This is a genomic window from Parabacteroides sp. KHUB-03, from assembly GCF_056640975.1.
On the sequence record NZ_CM153257.1, the window covers coordinates 2,269,659 to 2,291,764 of the forward strand.

A 22,106-nucleotide genomic window follows, 5' to 3' on the forward strand; every position below is an offset into this window, starting at 1 on the left:
ATACTTATAAGTGAATCAAGTTTATTTATAAAGTCTGAACATTCAAACATCCTTATTAGTTCTATATTTGCACACTATAAAAAGAACAAACAAAACAATGGAAATATTTTTCAAACCTATAACATTGGATGACAGAGAAGTTATCACTTCATTCACTTTTCCAAGCGATTATCGCAACTGTGATTTTTCGTTCGCCAACATGTGTAGTTGGCGATTTCTATATAATAGCGAATTTGCTATCGTAGAAGGATATCTTTTAATCCGTTTCTGGATTGAAGATAAAAGTAGAATTGCATATATGATGCCAGTAGGTAAAGGAGACCTAAAATCTATAATTAATCTATTAGAAGAAGATTCTCTAAAACACGGTCATCCTCTATGTATGCTAGGAATTACTCCTGACGCAAAAACAGAATTAGAAAGGGTTTTACCTAAAGATTTTTATTACATTCCTGAACGAGACTATTATGACTATATATATCTTCGTGAGAATTTGGCTTCTCTGAAAGGAAAAAAATACCAATCCAAACGCAATCATATCAATAATTTTAAAAAGCAATATTCTTATGAATATATGCCTATCACCCCAGATATAGTTCCTCAATGCCTCGAATTAGAATGCAAATGGTATAAAGCCAACCTAACAGAGAAAGATGACGAAGAATTAAATGACGAACGTCGTTCACTGACTTATGCCCTCCATCATTACAATGAATTGGGACTAATTGGAGGAGCCATCTGTGTCGCAGGAGAGATTGTGGCATTTTCTTTTGGAGCACCGGTCAATCACAACACATTTGCTGTTCATGTAGAAAAAGCTGATGTAAATTATGATGGAGCATACACCTTAGTAAATCAAGAATTTGCATCTCATCTGCCCGAACAATATATATATGTCAACCGGGAAGAAGATTTAGGTATACCAGGTCTGCGCCAAGCCAAGCTTTCTTATAACCCTACTATTCTACTTGAAAAATGTGCCGCTATAAAAAAACCAATACTAAAATAATAGCGTTATGAACAAAAAACAACAAGTAAAAGATTTATGGAGAACATGTTTCGGTGATTCCGAAGCATTTATAGACCTTTATTTTGATCGCGTATATCAAGATGATAATACGCTAACAATCGAAAGAAACGGACAAATTGTTTCTGCATTACAAATGCTCCCATACACAATGACCTACTTTGGTACCGAAATTTCGGTAGCATATATATCAGGTGCATGTACAGTTCCTGAACAACGTGGTCAAGGATTAATGAAACAATTGCTACAAGAAGCTTTTGAAGAAATGAAAAAACGGGATGTTGCAATAACTGCATTAATACCTGCAAACACAAGGTTATTCGATTACTACCGTGAACAGGGTTACATCGAGGCCTTCGATTATACAACAGAAACCTATATCCGTCCTCAAATAGTCGTTCAAAAGCCATTATTAACAGTAGTTCCTCCTGAGGTCGATTCAATGAACACATTGTATAAATACTTCGATAAAAAACTCAGGGAGCGTACATGCTGCGTATTACATACTTATGACGATTTTGTAACTATTCTTCGTGACCTGGCACTTAATGGAGGACAAATGCTTACGGCACTCAATGAAAACGAACAACCTGTAGGTATGATCTTCCTTCATTTATTTATAGACTCAAACGGACAAAAAAATATTTACGCAAAAGAGTTGATGTATGACAATGAAGATATAAAAGCTCTTTTACTTCAGGAAGCCACATTACAAAACAATGTAAATCAAGCAATCTGCGAAATATCACCAACTCCTCCCAGTACAATGCCCAAAGGTATGGCTAAAGTAATAGATACAAAACGACTTATACATCACTGGCATTCCAAACACCCTCATAGTCCTTTATCTAAAAGTGATTTAGAGAATATGGACATTCAAACATTAACACAGCATTTGTTGGATTATCCTGACAAAAAAGCATTTATCAGTTTAATGCTTGATTAAATAAATAAAAAAGGTTTCGGAAGCAATCTCCGAAACCTTTTTTATTTATTCAGTGAATACTTTATCATCCACCGGATGTTTATACCAATCAGTATCCTGTGTCCCTCCGGATTTGCACCAATTTGCAAACGTAGGATAAGCCTCCATAATATTTATACCTTCCAATGGATATTTAAAATCATCGTATGGAATCATAAAGCCCCACATCATGTTATCATCCGACTTATATCCATTAGTATCACCTTTCACCTTTTCTGTTGGAATCCGACCTGCTAAATGCACTTCTGATCTGTTGTTCGAATCACCTCCATTCACAATAAAGAAATTCAACGCATTTACATTTACGTTCTCCATAGCTACCGGTGCCGTAAAATCTATTTTACATAGAATGTTTCCAGAAACAACCGCATCCGCACCTTTATATGTATTTGTTATTTGTCCGTTTGGCACTCCAAATGCAGCATGCGCATTACCAAACAACGGAATTACGGCATATGATGAGCCTTCAACCCCATTTCCAGAAGAAACAAAATAATTATTTACAGAAATATCATTCAATGCAGTCCTAGTTACACTTTTAATCGAAGATGGGATTACTTTATCCAATTGCACACCAGCCCCTAACTTTTTAGTAGCCCCCAAAGCTCTCATGTCTAAATTAATTTCCATCGAAACGACATTGTTATCCTTATCTTGAGAATAAATAAAGTTTTTCACACCTAAAACCAAATCATTCATATCATAGTCGCTATTCCCTGGCCAGCCATCTTCCATAGCAAAAATATAATATGTAGAAAGAGCAACTTCTATTGGAAACTTCGGATCGGAAGGTGTTCCGCTTCCCGGGTTTTCTTCTATTCCGTCATCATTACAAGTTGTCGGAGCTACTGCATTAACAGGAACACGTGATAAAGTCACCCCTTGTTCCATTTTACAATCTCCCGAAAAATCAGATAAACAAATCAAATTTAATATTCCACCAAAAAAGGCGGAACCTTCACCACTTCCCCCAATATATGATTTCATCATTATTGTAGGTATAAATTGATCAACATTATGTCCGATTATTTTATTATTCCATACAAAAGTCGCTGATTTTTCAATTTTCACAACAGCAGAGCCAAACATATTGACGTTAAGACCATTACCTTTAAATTCGTCACATTTAAACAAACTACCGTCTACCAATTCAATATCCGTACCATCACAATACATTTTATTTTCTATATCCAAGCTGCAACTATTAATCAGTATAGCTCCCTGAACAGACCCAAAAGTTGCTGATGAACAATGCCCATTATTTTCAAAATAAGAAGTACTACCTGCCATTACCAATGACGCGTTACGCAATAATTGATCAAAATTTCCACCACTTCCATTTTTTGTAATCTCCATGGTACCATTATTAATAACCTTTCCGTTGATTTTTAAGGTTTTTGCGATCAAAGTACCATCATTAATTATAGTAGCACCAGGATCAACTTGAATGCTTCCTGATGTAAATTCTATACTGCCTTCCGACTTAGAAGCAGTAGAGCCATGCACAGCAACCATAGTATTCGACTGGCCAATTGTCCCTCCAGACATACTATTTATAATAACTTTTCCTCCAGGTAAAACAATAATTTTATCATTATTGGCCATATACCAATTGGTTAAAGTTACTGTCCCGGCAACATATAAAGCTGAATTTCCTGCCCAATATGATTTTAGTTTACTAGCATTTAATAAGACACCTTCCGGAATATAATAATTTCCATTTTGTAACTGATAACCATCAGATACGTCAGATAAATCCGTATAATCAGCAGGCAAAGGATAATCTGAAGCAGATAAAACTGTTCCGCTACGCAAATTAGTATCAGACAGGCTTTTTGTTGCAGCAACAGAGCCAAATGTACAATTTATTACGTCAACTGTCGCATCACAAGCTTTCACGCTCTCACGTTGAAGAGGATCTGTTTGCTTTACATATACGTTTTTTAAAATAAGAGGATAGATTAAATCCACAACAAAAGGAGCATCTTTTTTACCAACTCCTTTCCCTAACAGATTAGCACTTTTTGATGCAAAAGGATTTGCATCATATACCTCCACAACATAAAAATATTTCCCATTGAACTGATCATTTACATCTACAGTCAATTTCGCTTTTTTTACAGTTGTAAAATCAAAATCATCAGGAATGCCACTAGTATTACCTGAATCCGGTTTTTTAGGATCTTCACCTTCATATACGTCTTTTGTACATGCAAAAAACAGTATCATCAGTACAGGAATGAAAAAGATCGCCCTCTTTTTTAATATGCACTTCATAATCAAACATTTTATTATATTTACCCTCGCTGCAAATATAGTAGAATAAAAACTATCGATGCATACAAAAAACAAAGGAAATCAATACTTATAACATTTATTCACAATTAAGAAAAACAGATTATATCATATAAAAAACAAAGGAGATCAGAAAATACGCAACGCAATATGTTTATTATAGATTTATTAAATTTACAAAAAACATTATTCTTAAAAATTAATCCAATTGATAAAGTTTCAGTTTATTATAGAGAGTCTTTCTATCAATTCCCAATAACTGGGCAGCACGTGTTTTATTATATCCGGCTTCTATCAATGCTTTTTTAATTAAATCCCTCTCATGCGTTTCATTTTTCAATTGAATATTAGAAAAAGACTGTTCCGGAATTTTTAATTCCTCCGGCAACTCCGCACATGTAATGTAGCGGCCGGCCGCAAGCAAAGTTGCATATTTAATAACATTCTTCATCTGGCGCAAATTACCCGGCCATGAATAAGTTTGGAATAAATGCAAAGTAGCACTATCAAATCCGATTATATTTTTATTCAATTCATTATTTGCCAAATCAAGAAAATGATTTGCATATAACAATAAATCTTCTTTTCTTTCTTTTAAATCCGGAATCCGGATAGTAAATTCATTTATACGGTGATAAAGATCTTCACGAAAATCCCCTTTATCTATAGCCTGGCGCAAATTTTCATTAGTAGCAGAAATAAGGCGTACATTTATAGCTATTTCCTGATTACTGCCAATAGGCTTCACTTTTCTTTCCTGAAGAGCACGTAATAATTGTATCTGAACTTCATAAGATAAATTTCCTATTTCATCCAAAAATATCGTACCCCCTTGTGCCGCAACGAAAGCACCCGTCTTATTTTCTATTGCTCCGGTAAATGAGCCTTTCACATGTCCGAAAAATTCTGAGACTGCCAATTCTTTTGGAATAGCTCCACAATCCACCGCTATAAATGGAGCTTTACTATGGTTGCTCTGCTCATGAATACGACGTGCTATATGCTCTTTGCCTGTACCGCTTGCTCCCATTATCAATACAGACATATCCGTAGGGGCAACCAAACGAATATGTTCATACATTTGTTGTGAAGCCAAACTTTGTCCTTCTATATATAAAGAACTCTGAGATTCATTAACAGATTTAACAACAGGCGGTTCTATCGTCTTATTTCCAGAAGATTTGAATACCTCATTTATTTTATTTAATAAATCTTCCGGGTTCAGAGGTTTTGCTATATAATCTGCCGCTCCTAATTTCATAGCCTGTACAGCAGTTTGAATCTCCGCATAACTAGTCATCATGATCAAAGGTAATACGGGATATTTCCCTTTCAACCATCTTAATAATGAAATACCATCCTCATCCGGCAAACGCAAATCTGATACAACAAGGTCATATTTACCACCTTCTATTTTTTGCCTTGCTTCCGAAACAGATGCCACACTTGCCGTTTCAAAACCTTTTTTGCCAAGCCATGTCGTCAGCATCAGGGAGAAAGTTATATCATCTTCAACTATAAGGATTGATGGCATAATTATACGTTTTAAATGTTACACAAAGGTATTAAAGGAATTTTGAAAAGACAAACAAAAAGGGCATCCAATATGGAATGCCCTTTCATTTTACAGACTTAATAGAATATTCGGACTTGCGAATCTTTTGTTTATAACGGTTTAAATGTAGAAACGCCAATTTTCGATTTCAGTTAAATCAATTCCAATTTCGTGCCAAAGTCTGCCAAAAGCACGCCTTTAAATCCATAAAATACTATCTATGAACAGATAAGTAGCATATAATGTTTCCTTACATAAAAATTCTTTTCTTATTTATGTAGAATACCCTTCCACAATTGTAGAATTTATCCACACCTGCTATCACACATTTTGTTCACTCTTATTATTTTTTAGTTTTAACTCCTGTTTGACTTATTAGCAAAAAAGTCTTATCTTAGACGATAAGATGAATACTAAATTACCAGACATATCCAAAGAGGTTGAAAAACTCATATTTGACAAATTAGAGACATTCAACAAAGGAAAAATAACCGACAAAAGTTGTTATTATATTCTTGTTCCTAATAATAAAACACTTTATTACACGCTTTGGTTTTTTAATCTTAATGCTGTTCACCATCCATCCGTATATATTTCCAATTTAGAATTAAATGCAATCAGTTCAATAAACAAAGCTATTCACATGGTGGCAAACTCCTTTTTACCGCTATACATAACCGACAAAACAGATTCTTTTTTTAGCCATGGCGATGACATTATTTCTTTCGGAAAATACAGAGGGCATCACTTACAGGATATTTACACAATAGATCCACGGTATGTATGCTGGCTTGCCGATAAATATGAGGCACAGACAAAAAGTGAACATAGATTTAAAGAGATAGCTGTCACTTATAGCCAGATATATATAGATTTATATACCCGCAAAAAATACAAAACGCCAATAAGTTCTTTTGTTGGAACTCCTGGTGATAAGCTCACCAACCTAAATCTGACAATAACAAAAGTACGGATTGAAGATGACCCTTATAAAACAAGGATAGAGAACGGGAGTACTTATTTTTACGTAGATCAACTTATTACTGCTATAGACACAGATAAAAATTTATTCCTGTTTACATACAAAGCAAAAGAGCACAGTTTCGAATCACGTGTTTTAAGTTGTTATACCCATGCATACAAAGTGGAAGAAAAAATACATTTATTGTCAGCAAGAATCTTAAAACATATTGAAATACGAGGCATAAAATATACCAAATTAGGATACATCAAATTCTAATTTCCTGTTACCTGTTTTACTATAACAACAGCCTGCTCTATAACTTCGGACAACAAATGCATCCAACCGGTATCAGACAACTCTTCATCGTTTTTTTCAAGCAACCTTAGCTGCTGAACCAATGTATTAGCGCCTAACATCGTAAAAAGAGGTATTAATTTATGAGACAATCGTGCTACTTCCTCCCTATTATGTTTAGATTTTGCTTCTTGCAAAAGTACTATGCTTTTATTCGTTTCCTCCGAAAACGTATGAAGAATAGAAGCCGATGCTTCTTTATCCTCTCCTGCAAATGCTGTTAATGACGAAAAGTTCAATTCCGTCTTTACTTCAAGATTTATAGTCAACAACTTATTCAACAAAGATATTAACTGTGTAGCTGTAAACGGCTTATTAAGAAAAGCCGTAAACCCTGCATCCAAATAATGATCATGTTCTTTTGACACACTCGCAGAAAGAGCAATAACAGGTACTTTTTCCGTACCTTGTATGCCCGAAGTCCGTATCATGTCCAACAAATGGAAACCATCCATACCAGGCATTTGAATATCCGTAATTATTGCATCAAAAAAAGTATTTTTCAATAACTCAGGTACCGAATGCGGATTTGTACAGCATACTACTTTTACATGGCTTTGTTTCAAAAGTTCTTCTGTCAAAGCTAGCTGTAAAGGATCGTCATCTACAAGAAGACAACAGATATCCCGTTTATCAAAAGTATGAACAACATTACCATTCTCCCGTTCCTGAGTTGGAGATTGAACAGGTATATCCGATAAAGAAAGTGGTAAAATCACAGTAAAATCACTTCCTTCCCCCAATGTACTTTGTAATGATAATTCTCCACCCATTAATGATATAAGTTTATGGGTAATTGATAACCCCAAACCAAACCCTTCTTCCTCATCCGTTTCCGGCAAACGGGTAAATTCGCCAAAAATACGGCCTTGTTCCTCCGTGGGTATACCCGGTCCCGAATCACAAACTATGACAGAAAGCTGATAAACCGCCTCATTTTCATTAATAGAGACAACCATCACAACCCGCCCCTCTTGAGTAAATTTAATGGCATTGGACAAAAGATTACCAATTATTTGACGTATACGGATAGGATCTCCTACATAAGCTTTATCCATAAACCGGTCTTTCAGGTTCATGACAAATTGCAATTTTTTCGCATCTGCCAGAGGCTTGAAACTCGTATATATCTCATTAAATAGTGTGGCTACATTAAATGGAACACGATGTATCTCCATTCGCCCGGATTCCAACCGATGAAAATCCAGTAAATCGTTTACTAATGACAAAATATGATTGGAAGAACCAGTCATATTTTCCAGATAATACCTTTGACGTTCATCCGGATGCAAATTCAATAACAATTGAATATAACCTATTATGGATGAAAGCGGAGCACGTATATCATGGCTGATTGTCAACATTAATTTCTCGCGGCTGCGCAAAAGATTTTCAGCGTATTGTTTCGCCTTTTCCAACTGCAAACGATAATACTGGCTACGTGAAATATCGCGACCGATAAAGAATAAAAATAGTACTGCAATAATAACCGAAATAATAGCTATGCCTGCGATTAAATGGGAAGTTTCACGAAGCAAATCCTGTTTTTTAGTCATCCGCCCAAGAGAAGCGTTAACCTCTTCCTCTTCAATATCGCGTAACATTTGATTTATCTTACTAGTTATCACGCTATTGTTATAACGCAAGTTCACAGCACGCACCATTAAAAGATCTATTAATTGTTTACGTTGCCCGGCTACACTATCCTGTATGCTTTTTAATACACTTACAATCGTATCAGATGGACTAAAAGCATTTAAAAGTGTATCCGATACAATCTCGCGCGTAGTATTCACTACGATGTTCGTATCTTGTTTGGAAGGAGAAAAAGCCTCAGCCAGACGTCGAAAAAAGCCCCGGCGTTTCTGAGGAATCACAACTGTATCTTTTTTTATATGAATCCGATCCTGCAACTCAACCCGTTCTTCCACAGTATCTTGTATGGCTATTACTTTTTCTATATTTTCAGTATATAGACGTTCTGCATTAGCTTCATTCCAGGTTTCCAACAGATTGAGAGTATTCCGGCGTTTCTGCTCCAACATCATATCTATTGAATCTATTTTTGCTTGTTGTTGCAAATCCGATATCAGCACACGCAACGTATCCATATTCTGATGGGCTTTGTTAAGTGTTCGGTTAAAATGCGTCAAATCATTATCCGGTATTCCCACCAGTTGTCCCAAAGCTTCACTTTCATACAAAAGAGACAAAGTATTCGTAACATAATAGACTTTACGCCTTGAAGTACTGTCTGGCTGCTCTTCTCCGGCCACTTGCTGCACAATCCGATAAGTGTAAGCAACAGAACATACAGCTATACTTATCAATAATATATAGCCGAAAACAACTTTACTTGTTATATGTCTGTTTTGACTACTCATTTATAAAAAAATCAGTCTTTATCGTAAGCAATGTTCCATTTATCCATCATTATAAAGTCTGCTTTTTTCAAGCCTACTTTCCAAAATGGTATCGGGTCGTCATGATCCCCTAAATACATCCGGTCACGGATTATATAAGCATGATTCGACACGGCCAGTGTCGAATCGGCAACAGAAGTACGTACTCCTGCTATATCCAGCATAGTATGGAAAACCGTATTTGTACTCACCGGTATAGATTGATGAGCCATTACGGTCTGGTATTTCTCCTGATATACTTCACGATATTCCGGAGAAAACCAAATCAATAAAGGTATATGCAACTGATAATAAGTCGGTATCGGAGAAGCATGAAGATAACGGTTGCGGGAATCATCAAATATATCTTCTCCATGATCACTCAGATACATCATGGAAGCACATGCATTCGTCTTCCCTAAAATTTCAACAATTCCATTCAATACATAATCCGTATACCTTATCGAATTATCATAAGCATTCCGCAATATCTTTTTGTGTGATGCCCGTATACCCTCTACCTGGTCGGGTTTATATATTGAAAATTCCTTCGGATAACGTTCATGATAATTAAAATGAGAGCCATAAGTATGAAGTACCACAAATACGTTTCCTTTCGATTTATCCAGTTCCTTTTGCAAATACGGTAAAATAGCACCGTCATGCAAAGATGTTAAATAAGAACCTGCCTTAAACTGGCTCATGTCTATAAAAGTATCGGCTTCCCGGTAAAAAGCCCCGATCATAGAAGTAGTCAGTTTCTGATTGGCTATCACAAGCGTATGAAAACCTGCTTCTTTAAAAGCCGTAACAATACTTTTTCCGCTATATATAACTCCGTAATCTTCTGCCGATGCTGCCGAAAGGATAATAGGCACACTTTTATGCGTATTATTCGATTGAGTAACCACGTCCGTAAAATGTGCTAATCCTGCAAGTTTTTCCATATAAGGGGTCGTTTCGCGGTCATAGCCATAAAGACTCCACTCCATTGCTCTTGAAGTCTCGCCTACTACCAATATATATATTTCACGCCGCCCCTCCGCCTGCACAGGCTTCGTTGCATCAAACTTAAAATTTGCAGATGTTTTCGAATAATTCGCATTTTTCTCCGCTTTGTTTATAGCAAAATACAAATTGTATAAAGCATTTGCCGGATAAATATCATCTTTAAGAGAAAAACGATAATCTTGTAAAGGAGATAAAAAACAGAATACAACGCCTGTAATAAACATAAGCAAACTTATTTTCGCCCATTTTTTTCTAAAAGAAGCAGATAGAACTTTTTTAGAACGAATCGATCTGAAAGCTAACCATAAAGTAGGAAGCGTATACAAAAAGAACACACAACTTATTATCAAAATTAAGTTCCCCAACAACTCACTGGCCTCCGATGCATCAGAGCTTGTCAGGTTAAGAAACATATCTACGGCTATTACAGACTGGCCGAAAACATACAATAATACTAATTGCCCCCCATCCAATATCACTTTAGGTAAAAAGCACCAGACTACAATGCCCGGCTTGCGGGTCAACAATAATAATCCCATCCAGAAAGCTAACGGCAATAGTATAGAAGCCACTCCAACCGTTATTGGCAAGGATTCCGTAAAGAATAACACAAAATTAGGCACAACAAATAAAAAAGCAAAAACAAAAAAAAGATGCTTCTGCAAAGAAATCCAATGTACCAACTTATCACAACGCCTCATTATCTATACTATATATCATCCATTTAACCCAACATACGACTTCTGATCCGGAAAACGAATTTCTGGAACTGACAAAAATAGTTGTTATCTATTGGATAATAACTGTACAGAGACACAAAAAAAGTTATTTCAACAGGATTAAAATCCCATTAAAATAACTTTTCACTTATTTATACGCAAGATATTACCTTACCGTTACCTCATCTATAAAGAACCAGGCCGGGTAACCTACCCCGTAGTGCCATGACGGACATGTCTTCACACCTTCTATCTCTACCTTTATATAACGGGCTGTCACAGGTGCATCCGCTTCACATTTTACCTGGACAAATTTTACCTGGACAGACCGGTCTTCATCCAGAGACTTTGTTCCGAAAGGTTGATATGTCCTGTTATCGGCAGATACCGAATAAGTAACGCTCTTAGGCAGCAACACCCATTGCCCCAGTTGATGCAAGAAGTCGCTTTCAATTGACGAAAATTCCGTTTCTTTTCCCATATCCAGGATAAAAGCGCCATCTACGCCTTCCCAACCTACCCAGCTTTCCACAAAGGTAGTTCCGCCAAACAGTTCATCAGTAAGGGCTGTTTCTCCTGTTGCTTTGTATTTGCCGGAAGGGGGTGTCAGCCAGATCACTTTCGCTGCCTTTGCCAGATTGGTTGCCTTACCCGGAAGATAACGTTCCGTATATAACTGACAATATTCGTGAGGTGAATTGCTCCGTTCGTTCAGCGTAGGCACGTTGAAGTAAGCCGTTCTTTCATCGAACAAGGCCAACTTTGCCTTTATCTCATCTACATCATGCCCACCCTCAGCACGTGCAATTTCAAGTTCTGCATATTGCAATGGCAAACGCGAAAGACGTACACGGTCTAACAGAGTTTTATCTGATACAACCGCCTGTTCTGCCTGGTCAAACAATTCATTATAGCGTTTACGGCATTTGGCATTCAACATGCCATCTTTATGCGTAACAGGAGAATCATATATCCATAAATCCACATTACTTGCCAGCAGACCACCTTCCAACAGTTTTTCATATTGATAAATATATGGAGCAGCAGCACCATAATAACCATCCATAAAGGCTTGCATCAGCGAATCTGTATTAAGATATGGGTTCCACATCAGTTTGCTCACCATATAAGCACGCATTTCCGGAAAATCGCCACCTTTGGAGCCTCCTATCTGCGAAAAATGCATTGTTGCATTATGTTCTTTGAATAACTGAATATTCTTCTGCAATATTGGAAAATTAGGAAACGGAGAAACAAAATTGTCAAAATTGATTCCATAATCCCATACAAATATATTTTTACTGATAGCAGACCAACCCTCCATTGCTTTCATAAAGTCCTGTCCCGATTCGTTATCCGTCAACGGAACTTCACGTTTGCAATCTATGTCACAAAGCATAATATTTACATTCGGCAATGGTTTTACTTGCTTTGGGGGATGCATTGTATACAGATAGGCCAAAGTAGAAAATTCCTTGTCAGGAAAACGTTCGGCCAGTTTATTCAGAAAATGGATAAGGCTTCCCGAAGGTCCTCCCTCCCGGTCATCCAAAGCTTTACAAGCCGGACAAGTACAATTGGTATGGTTCCCGTCATTCTGGCTAACCGAAATCATATTCATTCCCGGATTTGCTTTAAAAATAGAATCTATTTTCTGTGCTACCACTTCAAACAACTCAGGATTTGTCAAACACCACTGACTGGCTTTGCCCGGACGGCGTTCTCCATTAATAAACGAATAATATTCCGGATGGGAAACTCCGTATATATCCGATGGTAATATTTTGTCGAACGTATGCACCCAATAACCTCCTGCAAATACTTCCTGAGGTTCCTCAAAACGAAACCAAAGTTTATAAACCGGATCATCTTTCAAGGCATAACACTGACTCTGGCGATAACGGAATGCAGGATTTTCCGCACGATCCAGTTTCGGCAAAATTATAGTAGACTGCTCTTTAACTGTATAGGTATCTGCCGTATAATATGCAACTCCCAGGTAATCCTCCAGTAATGTTACGACCCCGTAAATAGAACCTTTATCTCCTCCGCTACTAATGTAAAGAATCCCCTGATCCGTCGCCAGGCGGAAACCGTCTTCGGTTAATCCCGAAGTATCTCCTTTTCCTACTACGACATCCCCCGGTTTTGCCTTTTTACTATAAACTATAGGTAACTTTGCTCCGCTTATCCGGGTCACAAAATCCTGCAATAAAAGTGCAGCCTGATCATCCACAGCATTTTGTTTGTCTACAATAATCCTCGAAACGGGTTTATTGTCTTTTACCAACTGAATTTGTGCATTTATTCCTGTCGCCACTAACAAGAGCAGGGCTGCACACGTGTTTTTTAGTTTCATGTTATTTAGATTTAGAAATATATCGATTTATATCAGGCTTTTGAAATTTTCCGGACAATAGCAATAAATTCATCATTCGTAATAATAAATTCCGGCTCCTTATAGTTAACATAATCCTCAAAATAATCGCTCGCAATATCAGCAACTATATTTTCCCCATCCAGCCCGAAAGAATTTACTAAACATTTTACTTTCGCACGTATCTGACGAATCATCTGCAATCTGTCTTCATAACGTTCAGGTTTCTCAATATCCGTTATATGTTCATTACGGGCAATAAGATAAACCACCGTATAAAAAGTATCTATATCACCAAAAACAGGTATAAACTGTATTTTTTTATCTTCCGGCAGTGCAGCCAGTGTTTCTTGTATTTTTGTCATAAACCGTAATTCTATAATATCATTCTACAGGATTATGCAAATATACTGTTTTTCGCCGTAATCTACGAATCTTTTATCCAATGAGGCATTACAAATAATATCACAAAAGCAAACCATCCCGATGATTTTTTAATTTCATCGGGATGGTTTTGAAAAAAGATCGGGATGATTTCGGAAAATGACAAAGAAGTACCTACATGTAGGTATTTATGACATATTTTAATCAATAATTAATATAGAACAGCTCTTTTTCCTTACAATTATTAATACCTTTGATGCTTGGATAAAAATAAAAAGTTCCAAAAAAATGATACAAGAAGAATTGATTGGTGACCTGAAATTAAAATGGAAACGCATACAACAAGCTATGCAAAAAATAGAAGCAGACGGATGCTTACTTACCGTAGATGTTAATCTATATTATACGACCGGTCGCATTTACAGCGGATATTTTTACATACCGGCAGAAGGGACTCCTTGGTTCTTTGTAAAACGGCCAAACGGGTTATCAGGCAATAACGTAGTTTATATACGCAAACCGGAACAGATAACAGAAACTTTTGCAAAACAAGGACTAAAAATGCCTGGCAAACTGCTATTGGAAGCAGACGAATTAACTTATAATGATTTCGTCCGGTTGCAGTCTGTTTTTAATCCAAAAGAAACAGGCAATGCAACCACTCTGATGCGTACGCTACGGATGATAAAGACACCCCGGGAAATTTCACAATTCCGGATATCAGCCCAAAACCACGTTGCTACTTATGCGGAAATTCCGGAATGCTTCCATCCCGGAATGACAGACCTGGAACTGCAGTATGAAATAGAAAAGCGAATGAGAAAAAACGGATCGATAGGTTTATTCAGGGCATTCGGCGCCAATATGGACATATTCATGGGAAGTATTCTGGCCGGAGAAAATGCAGAAGTCCCTTCTCCTTTTGATTTTGCTTTAGGTGGAGCTGGAATGGATGCATCGTGTCCTTTGGGGGCAAACGGAACGGTTTTAAAAGAAGGAACAGCCATCATGGTAGATATGGCAGGGAACTATACTCCATATATGACTGACATGACACGCGTTTTCTCCGTTGGGAAACTTACAGACCTGGCCTACCGCGCCCATCAGGTTGCCCTTACCATACAAAATAAAATAGAAAGTAATGCTAAGCCAGGAACAGCCTGTGCAGATTTATATAATGCGGCAATGGAAATCGTGGAGAAAGAAGGCCTTTCCCCCTATTTCATGGGAACAAAGCAACAAGCTAAGTTTATAGGGCATGGCATCGGTATCCAAATAAACGAATTGCCTGTACTAACACCCCGTTCTAAAGAAGAACTAGCCCCCAATATGGTATTTGCCCTGGAACCGAAATTTGTTATTCCCGGCGTAGGAGCTGTGGGTATAGAAAATAGTTTTCTGGTGACTGATACCGGTATTGAAAAGTTGACCCGCTGCAATGAAGAAATAATCGAGTTATCTTAAACTTACATTAATTTTATACATATGAAAAAGACAATAGCTATTTTGCTTTTATTGGCATTAATCATAGTGCCATCAAAAGCAGCTGATGTTGAGAATGTGAAACCAGTCAAGAACGTGATAGTCCTTATACCGGACGGCACTTCACTTGCCACCGTATCTATGGCACGCTGGTTGCAATGGTACACAAATCCGGATAAACCGAAGTTGAACATCGACCCGTATTTATGCGGAACCGTACGTACGCATTCATCCAATGCACCTATCGGCGACTCTGCACCCACTACATCCTGTTATATGACCGGCCAACCGAGCCGTACGGGCTATGTGTCTACTTATCCTGAAAATGACGGCGATAACGACATTTATCCTACTGACCCGTCCCGTGCATTCCAACCGCTGACAACCGTACTCGAAGCGGCTAAAATATTACAAGGCAAATCAACAGGTTTAGTATTTACATGCGAATTTCCACACGCAACTCCGGCTGACTGTTCCGCCCATAGTTATAACCGCGGAAAATATGAATGGATCGCACCGCAGATGGTACATAATGACCTGAATGTAGTTATCGGAGGAGGCGTTTCCATCCTAAACAAAGAGATGGAAGATTACCTGCTTGCTAACGGTTACAGCGTATATAAAAACGATCTTAACGGCATGCGTGCCGATAGCAAAGACAAAATGTGGGCGCTATACGGAGAAAAAGAAATGGCATACGACATTGACCGTAACCCGGACGAACAACCTTCATTAGAAGAAATGACCCGCAAAGCAATAGATAAACTATCCAGAAATCAGAATGGTTTCTTCCTGATGGTAGAAGGCAGTAAGGTAGACTGGGCTGCCCACGGAAATGATCCGGTTGGTATGGCTACAGACATGTTGGCATTTGACCGCGCTTGCGGTGCTGCTTTGGAATTTGCACGCCAGAATGGAGAAACAGCTGTTGTTATTATGCCCGATCATGGAAACAGCGGTATCAGCATAGGAAAAGCCAGTTGCAAAGGTTATGATAAACTAACCAAAGATCAGCTATTCCACCAATTTTCACTGTATAAGCTGACAGCCGAAGGTTTTGCCAAGAAATTAAACAGCGAACCGAACTCGGAAGTACAAAACATTTTCCGTAAATATGCAGGTTTTGAACTGACACCGGAAGAACTGGATGCTTTAAACAACAACCCTGACTACAAGAACAGTCCTATTCCGGCTGATCAACGCAAATCGGACGACAATTCTTCTTTATACAGCGGCTCTTTAACCGGTCTTATGGCTCATATCCTGACATCAAGAACCTGCTTCGGTTTCACAACAAGCGGACATACCGGAGAAGAAGTATTTTTAGCAGCTTATCATCCACAGGGAACTTTACCGATCGGTATGCATACAAATATAGAAATAAACGAATATTTGTGCTCTCTGCTCGGATTAACTCATAATACACTGGAAGAGTTAACAAGCAAGAATTTTGCCCGCCATATGGATGTATTCAAGGATTATACTTGCAAAATAATTCCTGCCACTCACGAAAAAGGCTCTCCTACATTAGTTGTAACCAACAAGAAAGACAAGAAAAAACAACTGACAATCACCCCTTTCTCAAACATTATAAAAATGGGTAAAAAAGGAGAAAACGAAATAAGGCTCAACTCTGTAGTTGTATATGTTGACAAAAACAACACATTCTATTTACCGGAAAGCCTGACGGACTACCTGAAATAAAAACAGGACGAATATTTATAAAAAACAGAGCACAACAAATATTTAGTTTGTTGTGCTCTGTTTTTTTACAAATCCCCCTAAACGAACAAAAATATCGATTTTATAGTTATATTTGCCAAGTAATAGCAAATCCGGAATAAATATGATCGTAAATTTCAGCATTCAGAATTATGGTTCTATAAAAGACACCATCTGTTTATCTTTCGAAGCAACCAATTCAAAAGATCTGGAAGAATATTATGTCATACCGGTTGAACTCAGTAACGGAAAATCTATCAGGTTATTAAAGCTAGGATTGATCTACGGTGCAAATGCATCGGGCAAGACAACAATACTAAAATCACTCAATTTCTTACGTAGAACTATTTTAAAGCCTCTTGACAAGAAAGATAGTAAATTCAACTTTGAACCGTTTCTTCTTGATAATACCAGTTCTTCGCAGCCAACTTCTTTCGCATTGGAGTTTATACAGAATAAAGTAAAATATCTGTACGAGATTCAATTGACGAAGTATGCTGTCATCAGTGAAAAATTATATATATATAACCCCAGTAAGTCTTTAGTTTACGAAAGAGCAACCAATCTAGAAAAACAACTGACCAGCATTTCACTGGGAAACAAAATATCATTAAAAAAAGAATTTTTAAATTCATTGGAAGCAAATACTTTATGGAATAACACCGTATTGGGAGGCTTCCAAAAAACGAATATAGACTTTAATGAGTTACATGAAGTAACCCGTTGGTTCAAAGATAACTTATTACCTATTATAACACCAAAAACAAATTTATTCAGTTATATATCAAGCAGAATTGAAACAAAAGAAATAAATAAAAACAACGTTGTTTCTTTACTGAAAAAAGCCGATTTCAATATTTCCGATATTCTTATAGAAGAAACTACGCGAATATTAAACCAAGATGTATTAAGGCAGTTATTTCTACTTTCGGATATAAAAAATGAAGAAGACACATTGGATGAAACAAAAAAAACATATCCGGTAAAAGAAAAAAGAATACTTCTTCAACATCATATCGGCAACGACTCATATAGCTTAAAATATGAGCAAGAATCTGCAGGAACACAACGGTATTATCAGTTTTGCGGTTTACTGGATTTATTAATACGAAAGAATAAGATTCTGCCAATAGACGAAGTAGAATCTTCACTTCATCCGGATTTGTTAAAGTATTTTCTATTAACATTCTTAACAAACAGCAAACACTCACAGTTAATACTTACTACCCACTTCCGGGAATTCCTTTTAGAAAAAGACATCTTCAGGAATGACATGATCTGGTTCACCGAAAGAAAAGAGGACAGCAGTACAGATTTGTATTCATTAGATGACTTCAATACTTCGGTAATCCGGAATACAAGTTCCGTATATAATGCATACAAGATAGGAAAGTTAGGAGCAACACCGAATTTGGGTGATTATTACATTGAACTTGAAGAATGATGGAAAGAGCCAAGAGAACTAAAAGGGATGGAAAACAGATACACCTGATCGTTATAGACGGAAAAACAGAAAAATGGTATCTCGATTTGTATAAAGAAAAGAATTCATTGAAAAACTTCAAGGTAGATCCTGAATTATGCAAAAAAAGAACCTTAAAAGAACAATTTCAAACTATAGAAGAAAACCTCAATAATTATCTGAGTATCATCTGGGTTATTGACTTCGATGTCATTCTGAAAGAAACTTGCGAAACTCCCAAAGGAGAAAAAACAAAAATATCAGAGTTCAGAGAATATATGGAACTTTTGAAAAAGCATGAAAATGTACATATACTTATTAATGTACCATGCCTTGAATACTGGTATCTTTTGCATATAAAAAACACTAGTAAATATTATACCTGTTACAATGACTTAGAAAAAGAATTCAAAAACACCATACTTGATGGTTATGAGAAAACGGAGAAATTCTATAAGCAGAAGAACAAGGATATTTACACAAAACTTCAACCCTTTTTGGAAAAGGCAATAACCAATGCCAAACAACTGGGTGACATAAATATTTACGATATGGAAAAAGGGAAGGCCGAAATATATAAGCTTTTCAGTATTTTAAATAAGAAATAAAATAAAGCGGAGGCAAGCCAGTCTCCGCTTTTTTTATACATTTGCATACACAAGACAGATATACACAATCTATGAAGAGTAAAAGTTTAGTTTCTATCGATCAATGTTCTAAAGAGGACATTCTTCGTATACTGGATAATGCCAGAAAGTTTGAGGAAAATCCGAATCGTAAGTTGCTGGAAGGAAAAGTAGCAGCAACTCTGTTCTTCGAACCCTCTACACGTACACGATTGAGCTTTGAAACAGCAGTAAACCGTCTCGGAGGACGCGTAATCGGATTCCAGGATGCCTCTACTACCAGTTCGTCCAAAGGAGAGACATTAAAAGATACCATCCTGATGGTAAGCAATTACGTAGACCTTATCATCATGAGACATCATTTGGAAGGAGCAGCACGTTATGCATCGGAAGTAACAAACATCCCGATTATCAATGCCGGAGACGGAGCCAATCAACATCCGTCACAAACAATGCTGGATCTATATTCCATCCTTAAAACACAAGGCCGTCTGGATAATCTGACCATCACAATGGTAGGCGACCTGAAGTATGGACGAACCGTGCATTCTTTGATTGTAGGAATGTCCCATTTCAATCCTACCTTCCATTTCATCGCTCCAAAAGAGCTTAAAATGCCGGATGAACAAAAAAATTTCTGTGACAAACACGGCATTAAGTATTATGAACATACGGACTTCACGGAAGAGATAATCAACCAGACTGATATTTTATATATGACTCGTGTACAACGCGAACGTTTTACCGATTTGGAAGAATATGAACGCGTAAAGAATGTGTATATCTTACGTAACGACATGCTGAAAAACAGTCGCGAAAATCTTCGCATACTTCACCCTCTTCCCCGGGTAAACGAAATAGCTTATGACGTAGACGATAATCCGAAAGCTTATTATATCCAGCAAGCACGCAACGGTTTATTTGCACGTCAGGCTATCATTTGTGAAGTACTTAATATTCCAATCGAAAATTAATTAGCTATGTCAACAGAAAAGAAAAGAGAATTGCTGGTTGCCGCACTTGAAAACGGCACGGCCATAGATCATATTCCTCCCAGCCAGCTTTTTAAAGTGGCATCACTTCTGGGATTAGAAAAAATGAATAATACAATCACAATCGGAAATAATTTTCACAGCAGCAAAATGGGATGTAAAGGCGTAATAAAAATCGCCAATAAATTCTTTGAAGAGGATGAAATTAACCGTATTGCCTTGATTGCTCCTAATGTTATATTAAACATTATCCGCGATTATGAGGTTGTAGAAAAGAAGACTGTTACTCTTCCCGACGAACTGGTTGGGTTAGTGAAATGTAACAATCCGAAATGTATCACCAATAATGAGCCGATGCTTTCACGTTTCAGCGTTATTGACAAAGAAAAAGGTACCATCAAATGCCGTTATTGCGAACGTAAGATTAACAAAGAAGACATTATAATCAAATGAAACACGATTGGAAACCGGGAACAATGATTTATCCGTTACCTGCCGTAATGGTAAGTTGCGGAAATAATCCATCCGAATACAATATTATAACCGTATCATGGGTTGGCACAATTTGTACCAACCCTCCGATGTGTTATATATCCGTTCGTCCGGAAAGATATTCATACCCTATCCTGAAAAAGAATATGGAATTTGTAATCAATCTGACGACTCGGGATCTGGCGTACGCAACCGACTGGTGTGGCGTAAACTCAGGAAAAGACCATCACAAATTTGAAGAAATGAATCTTACTCCGGGAAAAGCTTCTATTGTAAACGCACCCATTATAGAAGAATCGCCTTTGTGTATAGAATGTAGGGTGAAAGAGGTGGTTGCTTTAGGTAGCCACGACATGTTTATTGCCGATGTAGTAAATGTGCTGGCAGATGATAAATACCTGGACCCCGAAACCAAAGCTTTTAATTTACAAATGGCTGACATATTAGCTTATTCACACGGAAAATATTATGGGTTAGGTGATTTTGTGGGTAAATTCGGTTGGTCTGTACAAAAGAAAAAATAGAGCTATGAAAAAAATCTACCTTCTGTTTGCTTTTTTCCTGCTTTGTTTGCCGGGTAAAGCCGAAAATCTTTTATACCTGAAAGATAAAGCTTTTAACTTTGGCGGCAAAGTAGGATTCAATGCTACGTTTCCGATTGTCAACTCTCTTTCTGTATATGGTGTTGAAGCTACGGATATACGTGTAGAATATAAGGTAGGATATATAGCAGCCGTTTTTTGCCGTGTCAACATTGAACGCTTTTTCTTACAGCCCAGTCTTGCCTGGCACCGTTCGGAAGGCGAAATCCACTTTAATATTCCTGAAGAAGATATAACAAATGGAGTACCGGACATTAACGTTATTGATCCGAAAAATGACCTGAATATGAAAACCAGCTCCCTGGAACTTCCCATTTTGGTAGGATATAATTTTGTAAAAGAAGGTCCTTACGGACTAAGTTTAATGCTAGGTCCAAAACTCAAATACAACTACAAAGTGGCTTACACATCCAATTTTGCCAATGCATCGCCACATGAATATATTAGTGACAGTACTCCTTTCGGCATCAATCTCTCAGCCGGACTGGGAGTAAGCATCGGACGGCTTTTCTTTGACTTTGCTTACGAGTTTGGTCTGAATGAGGTAGAATCGGACTTTAAAGACAAAGCCCCTATAGCTCCTTCCGAAAAGAACAACATCCGGATAGACAAACGTACCAATGTTATGAGTTTCTCATTAGGTTTCCTTTTCTGA

At 37.2% G+C, this 22,106-nt stretch carries 17 protein-coding genes; 11 read left to right on the plus strand and 6 right to left on the minus strand.

The annotated features are described in order from the left end of the window. Positions 1-97 precede the first annotated feature (97 nt). Together ACYIB7_RS09715 and ACYIB7_RS09720 are read left to right on the plus strand one after the other, a co-directional pair. Entirely contained in the window at positions 98-1,009 is a 912-nt protein-coding gene (locus tag ACYIB7_RS09715; protein ID WP_099465209.1) for a DUF2156 domain-containing protein, read from the plus strand. Between the two features lie 7 nt (positions 1,010-1,016). After that, positions 1,017-1,973 carry a GNAT family N-acetyltransferase gene (locus ACYIB7_RS09720; RefSeq protein WP_480336909.1) on the plus strand — a complete coding sequence of 319 codons (957 nt, stop codon included), beginning with the start codon at positions 1,017-1,019 and terminating at the stop codon, positions 1,971-1,973. 45 nt (positions 1,974-2,018) lie between these two features. On the opposite strand, the gene ACYIB7_RS09725 is transcribed toward ACYIB7_RS09720, so the two are convergent. Then, positions 2,019-4,289, minus strand: coding sequence for an LruC domain-containing protein (locus ACYIB7_RS09725; RefSeq protein ID WP_103982164.1), 2,271 nt, complete (start codon positions 4,287-4,289; stop codon positions 2,019-2,021). 217 nt (positions 4,290-4,506) lie between these two features. After that, the gene (locus tag ACYIB7_RS09730) at positions 4,507-5,841 is read right to left on the minus strand and encodes a sigma-54-dependent transcriptional regulator (protein WP_480336910.1); all 1,335 of its coding nucleotides are present in this window, start codon (positions 5,839-5,841) and stop codon (positions 4,507-4,509) included. A 427-nt stretch (positions 5,842-6,268) separates the two neighbouring features. On the opposite strand from ACYIB7_RS09730, the gene ACYIB7_RS09735 reads away from it, so the two are divergent. Continuing rightward, positions 6,269-7,102 carry an exodeoxyribonuclease X C-terminal domain-containing protein gene (locus ACYIB7_RS09735; RefSeq protein WP_103982166.1) on the plus strand — a complete coding sequence of 278 codons (834 nt, stop codon included), beginning with the start codon at positions 6,269-6,271 and terminating at the stop codon, positions 7,100-7,102. On the opposite strand, the gene ACYIB7_RS09740 is transcribed toward ACYIB7_RS09735, so the two are convergent. The 4 genes from ACYIB7_RS09740 to ACYIB7_RS09755 all read right to left on the minus strand — a co-directional run bounded on the left by ACYIB7_RS09740 (position 7,099) and on the right by ACYIB7_RS09755 (position 14,054). Next, on the minus strand, positions 7,099-9,564 hold the full coding sequence (locus ACYIB7_RS09740) for an ATP-binding protein (protein WP_480336912.1): 2,466 nt from the start codon (positions 9,562-9,564) through the stop codon (positions 7,099-7,101). The genes ACYIB7_RS09735 and ACYIB7_RS09740 overlap by 4 nt on opposite strands. Before the next feature lie 11 nt (positions 9,565-9,575). Further along, the gene (locus tag ACYIB7_RS09745; protein WP_480336914.1) at positions 9,576-11,294 is read right to left on the minus strand and encodes a phosphoethanolamine transferase family protein; all 1,719 of its coding nucleotides are present in this window, start codon (positions 11,292-11,294) and stop codon (positions 9,576-9,578) included. Between the two features lie 184 nt (positions 11,295-11,478). Next, the gene (locus ACYIB7_RS09750) at positions 11,479-13,671 is read right to left on the minus strand and encodes a DUF4838 domain-containing protein (protein WP_480336916.1); all 2,193 of its coding nucleotides are present in this window, start codon (positions 13,669-13,671) and stop codon (positions 11,479-11,481) included. A gap of 32 nt (positions 13,672-13,703) precedes the next feature. After that, complete coding sequence (locus ACYIB7_RS09755; RefSeq protein ID WP_103982170.1) at positions 13,704-14,054, minus strand: hypothetical protein; 351 nt, start codon at positions 14,052-14,054, stop codon at positions 13,704-13,706. 307 nt (positions 14,055-14,361) lie between these two features. Between ACYIB7_RS09755 and ACYIB7_RS09760 the strand changes: the two genes are divergently transcribed. The 8 genes from ACYIB7_RS09760 (at position 14,362) to ACYIB7_RS09795 (ending at position 22,106) form a co-directional block, all read left to right on the plus strand. Continuing rightward, a complete protein-coding gene (locus tag ACYIB7_RS09760; RefSeq protein WP_103982171.1) occupies positions 14,362-15,537 on the plus strand; it encodes a M24 family metallopeptidase in 1,176 nt (391 codons plus the stop codon). Positions 15,538-15,558: 21 nt separating this feature from the next. After that, the gene (locus ACYIB7_RS09765; RefSeq protein WP_103982172.1) at positions 15,559-17,259 is read left to right on the plus strand and encodes an alkaline phosphatase; all 1,701 of its coding nucleotides are present in this window, start codon (positions 15,559-15,561) and stop codon (positions 17,257-17,259) included. A gap of 142 nt (positions 17,260-17,401) precedes the next feature. Next, complete coding sequence (locus ACYIB7_RS09770) at positions 17,402-18,721, plus strand: AAA family ATPase (protein ID WP_103982173.1); 1,320 nt, start codon at positions 17,402-17,404, stop codon at positions 18,719-18,721. Next, a complete protein-coding gene (locus ACYIB7_RS09775) occupies positions 18,721-19,347 on the plus strand; it encodes an RloB domain-containing protein (RefSeq protein WP_480336918.1) in 627 nt (208 codons plus the stop codon). The genes ACYIB7_RS09770 and ACYIB7_RS09775 overlap by 1 nt, the downstream gene beginning before the upstream one ends. Before the next feature lie 71 nt (positions 19,348-19,418). Then, positions 19,419-20,339, plus strand: coding sequence for an aspartate carbamoyltransferase (gene pyrB / locus ACYIB7_RS09780; RefSeq protein ID WP_099465134.1), 921 nt, complete (start codon positions 19,419-19,421; stop codon positions 20,337-20,339). Between the two features lie 6 nt (positions 20,340-20,345). Next, positions 20,346-20,810, plus strand: a complete 465-nt coding sequence (gene pyrI / locus ACYIB7_RS09785) for an aspartate carbamoyltransferase regulatory subunit (protein WP_099465133.1) — start codon at positions 20,346-20,348, stop codon at positions 20,808-20,810. Continuing rightward, entirely contained in the window at positions 20,807-21,373 is a 567-nt protein-coding gene (locus tag ACYIB7_RS09790; RefSeq protein WP_103982175.1) for a flavin reductase family protein, read from the plus strand. The genes pyrI and ACYIB7_RS09790 overlap by 4 nt, the downstream gene beginning before the upstream one ends. Before the next feature lie 4 nt (positions 21,374-21,377). Continuing rightward, on the plus strand, positions 21,378-22,106 hold the full coding sequence (locus tag ACYIB7_RS09795) for a porin family protein (RefSeq protein ID WP_103982176.1): 729 nt from the start codon (positions 21,378-21,380) through the stop codon (positions 22,104-22,106).